This window comes from Actinacidiphila polyblastidii (assembly GCF_036353415.1).
GTDB lineage: Bacteria > Actinomycetota > Actinomycetes > Streptomycetales > Streptomycetaceae > Actinacidiphila > Actinacidiphila polyblastidii.
The window spans coordinates 1-1,846 of record NZ_JAZEWV010000074.1 but is presented as its reverse complement, the minus strand read 5'-3'; the positions used below and the strand labels follow the sequence as shown (position 1 = coordinate 1,846).

The window sequence follows — 1,846 nt, the reverse complement described above, 5'->3', positions numbered from 1 at the left end:
GATGGGTAGGGGAGCGTCGTGTGCCGGGTGAAGCTGCGCCGGAAGGCAGTGGTGGACGGTTCACGAGTGAGAATGCAGGCATGAGTAGCGATACAAACGTGAGAAACGTTTGCGCCGATTGACTAAGGGTTCCTGGGTCAAGCTGATCTGCCCAGGGTAAGTCGGGACCTAAGGCGAGGCCGACAGGCGTAGTCGATGGACAACCGGTTGATATTCCGGTACCCGCTTTGAAACGCCCAGTATCGAACCGAGCGATGCTAAGGCCGTGAAGCCGCCTCTGATCTCTTCGGAGTGAGGGGGAGTGGTGGAGCCGCTGGACCAGACTTGTAGTAGGTAAGCGATGGGGTGACGCAGGAAGGTAGTCCAGCCCGGGCGGTGGTTGTCCCGGGGTAAGGGTGTAGCCCGAGAGATAGGCAAATCCGTCTCTCATGCGGGGTGAGACCTGATGCCGAGCCGATTGTGGTGAAGTGGATGATCCTATGCTGTCGAGAAAAGCCTCTAGCGAGTTTCATGGCGGCCCGTACCCTAAACCGACTCAGGTGGTCTGGTAGAGAATACCGAGGCGTTCGGGTGAACTATGGTTAAGGAACTCGGCAAAATGCCCCCGTAACTTCGGGAGAAGGGGGGCCACGCCTGGTGATGGAATTTTCTTCCTGAGCTGGGGGTGGCCGCAGAGACCAGCGAGAAGCGACTGTTTACTAAAAACACAGGTCCGTGCGAAGCCGTAAGGCGATGTATACGGACTGACGCCTGCCCGGTGCTGGAACGTTAAGGGGACCGGTTAGTCCTGCTTCGGCAGGGCGAAGCTGAGAACTTAAGCGCCAGTAAACGGCGGTGGTAACTATAACCATCCTAAGGTAGCGAAATTCCTTGTCGGGTAAGTTCCGACCTGCACGAATGGCGTAACGACTTCTCGACTGTCTCAACCATAGGCCCGGTGAAATTGCACTACGAGTAAAGATGCTCGTTTCGCGCAGCAGGACGGAAAGACCCCGGGACCTTTACTATAGCTTGATATTGGTGTTCGGTTCGGCTTGTGTAGGATAGGTGGGAGACTGTGAGCCGGTAGCGCCAGCTATCGGGGAGTCGTCGTTGAAATACCACTCTGGTCGTGCTGGATGTCTAACCTCGGTCCGTGATCCGGATCAGGGACAGTGTCTGGTGGGTAGTTTAACTGGGGCGGTTGCCTCCTAAAGGGTAACGGAGGCGCCCAAAGGTTCCCTCAGCCTGGTTGGCAATCAGGTGTTGAGTGTAAGTGCACAAGGGAGCTTGACTGTGAGACTGACGGGTCGAGCAGGTACGAAAGTAGGGACTAGTGATCCGGCGGTGGCTTGTGGAAGCGCCGTCGCTCAACGGATAAAAGGTACCCCGGGGATAACAGGCTGATCTTCCCCAAGAGTCCATATCGACGGGATGGTTTGGCACCTCGATGTCGGCTCGTCGCATCCTGGGGCTGGAGTCGGTCCCAAGGGTTGGGCTGTTCGCCCATTAAAGCGGTACGCGAGCTGGGTTTAGAACGTCGTGAGACAGTTCGGTCCCTATCCGCTGCGCGCGCAGGAGTCTTGAGAAGGGCTGTCCCTAGTACGAGAGGACCGGGACGGACGAACCTCTGGTGTGCCAGTTGTCCTGCCAAGGGCATGGCTGGTTGGCTACGTTCGGGAGGGATAACCGCTGAAAGCATCTAAGCGGGAAGCCTGCTTCGAGATGAGGACTCCCACCCACTTGATGGGGTAAGGCTCCCAGTAGACGACTGGGTTGATAGGCCGGATGTGGAAGCACCGTGAGGTGTGGAGCTGACCGGTACTAATAGGCCGAGGGCTTGTCCATGTATGCTCGCGTCCACTGT

1 rRNA gene is annotated in these 1,846 nt (G+C 57.4%); it reads left to right on the top strand.

Annotated features, from left to right (window positions below):
- Positions 1-1,827, top strand: a 23S ribosomal RNA gene (locus V2S66_RS34265); the annotation flags it as partial.
- Positions 1,828-1,846 lie beyond the last annotated feature (19 nt).